Raw genomic sequence first — 2,570 nt, 5'->3', positions numbered from 1 at the left:
CAGATCAACAAATACCGTGAAAAATATGCATTAGGACCAGTTTAACATATCCCAATTCAATGAGTAACGAGGAAGTGCGACTTGTTCTGCTATAACTGCTACTCAGCAGGAAAAGCAGGGACTCGATCAGAGTCTAACTCTGTATCCAAGGATGGGAATGATGTAACCATGTCTACTGAAACTATCCCATTAAATTCCTACTTGCGGTGGGAATGACAGTTTCCTCTGTAAGAAGCTAGGTAAAGTCGGCAGAACGAAGGCTACAGCCACTCGCAAGAGAAGGTATGCCAACGGATATGACGGATGGCTGAAAAAGAAATCATGGTGAGAATTGTCCAATAATGGACTGACGAATTACCGAATGTACGGGTCTAAAGTTACAACATATGGAAACATATGTATCAGCAAGTGCTGATGTGGGCGATGAAAAGTACAAATTTCTTCTAGGAAATTCATTACACCTAACAATGGCGGTGTCCAACTCACAGGCTCAGAGGTAACACCTAAAATTTCTATGCATAGCTAGGATACAGGGAACAAGGAAAGCAGGGAACGTCGCATTTAAGGTCTGCCAGCCCAGACGGTTGCTATAAGGCATATGCCGAAATGCATTAATCCTTGTGAGAGTAAGGGCATGACCGATGAAACTCTTGTAATGAGAGTCGAGGAAAAGCCCTGAGTCTTCTATAAGAATCAGTTAATTTTCCAAAAGTGAATTGCACCGATCAGGTAAGAATGTGGGAACGCTGCTCCAGTAAAAGGGGGAGTCCACAGTGCAAGCTATTCGATATTGGGATTATTACAATATGGTCGAGACCTTTACGGACTTACATTCAAGAGCCACTAACAGAGAAAATTATACTCGTCTATACGATACAATTTCTTCTAGGGCAAATATCCTTTTGGCTTTCAGAATGATCAAATCTAATAATGGCTCACATACAGCAGGAACAGATGGTAAGACAATCAACAGCTTCAAAACTCTGACTGACGAAGAAATTGTAACCCTAATTCAACGAAAACTGGCTAATTATCAACCCAAACAAATAAGGCGAGTTCTTATCCCTAAACCAAATGGAAAGCAACGTCCACTTGGTATCCCTTGTATGATTGATCGCATTGTCCAACAATGCTTTAAACAGGTTCTTGAACCCATAGCCGAAGCTCATTTCTTTAAACACAGCTATGGTTTTAGACCATTACGGTCAACACACCATGCAATAGCTAGAGTTCAGCATTTGGTTAACCTCGTTGGTCTGCATTATGTAGTGGATATAGACGTTTTAGGTTTCTTCGATAACGTTAACCATACGCTACTAATCAAGCAATTATGGAACATGGGAATTAAAGATCGAAAAGTTCTACGCATTATAAGTAAAATGCTAAAAGCTGAAATCTCAGGCGAAGGAATCCCATTTAAAGGGACTCCGCAAGGAGGCATTCTGTCGCCACTACTCTCTAATATCGTACTAAATGATCTCGACCACTGGGTTTCTGAACAATGGGAATCTTTCAACTCCAATTTCAAATACGCTCATAACGGAAGTAGACATAACGCTTTAAAAAGAACCAATCTCAAAGAAGGATACATTGTCCGCTATGCGGACGACTTTAAAATCCTTTGCCGAGATTGGAAAACAGCCCAAAAGTGGTTTCATGCTGTAAGACTTTACCTCAAGGATCGTCTTCATCTTGATATATCACCTGAAAAATCACAGATAGTAAATCTCAGAAAAAGGGCATCCGAGTTCTTAGGATTTACGATATTCACGGTGAAAAAGGCCAAAAAGAGAGTGGCACAAACAGCAATTAGCAATAAGAAAAAGCGTGAAATCAAATTGGAAGCGAAGAAGCATATAAAAATAATGCAAAAATCGCAAACAAATCAAAACGCTAATTCTTACAACAGTTTCGTATTAGGGATACACAATTACTTCTGTAAGGCTACACAGGTAAATCCGGAGTTTTCACGTCTTGCTCATGATCTTAGAGCGTTCACCTTCAATCGACTTAGACTGGTTGGGAAATATGAACATCCGACTAAAGCACCCTCAACTTACCGAAAGTTCTACAGCATAAATTTTAGGACATTTCGGATAAACGATGTATATCTTTTTCCTCTATGCGATGTAAAGACCTCAAACAATATGTGCTTTGGTCGAGGGTTAACCCCATTTACAGAGACAGGAAGAAGTATGATATACAAAAAGTTGCAAGAGGGCATTAGGTCAGAAATTATAAAACTTATGGAATCCAACATACCCAACCGAAGTGTGGAGTACCTGGACAATAGAATCAGTCGATATAGCATGAAAATGGGATGCTGTGAGATTACAGGCATGTTCCTTTTTGCATCATACGTCCACTGTCATCATTATCTACCAATTCATCTTGGTGGGGGCGACAGGTTCAACAATCTTCGCATTCTTCATAAAGATGTTCATGTACTCATACATGCAAAATCTAAGGACTGATTGAAAGACTCGTCGCCAACCTTGGTATAACCGAGGTAATGGCTACAACGATAAACCAATATCGCAAAATGAGTAACTTGGAAGCTATTAATACGG

The 2,570-nt window shown here is 40.0% G+C and carries 1 pseudogene; it reads left to right on the top strand.

Features of this window, described 5'->3' with window-relative positions:
- Nucleotides 1-773: 773 nt before the first annotated feature.
- Nucleotides 774-2,570, top strand: a pseudogene (gene ltrA / locus FU659_RS34715) (group II intron reverse transcriptase/maturase); the annotation flags it as partial.

This window comes from Paenibacillus sp. N3.4 (assembly GCF_008017805.1).
Taxonomy (GTDB): domain Bacteria; phylum Bacillota; class Bacilli; order Paenibacillales; family NBRC-103111; genus Paenibacillus_E.
This window is presented reverse-complemented; position numbering and strand designations above follow the sequence as displayed.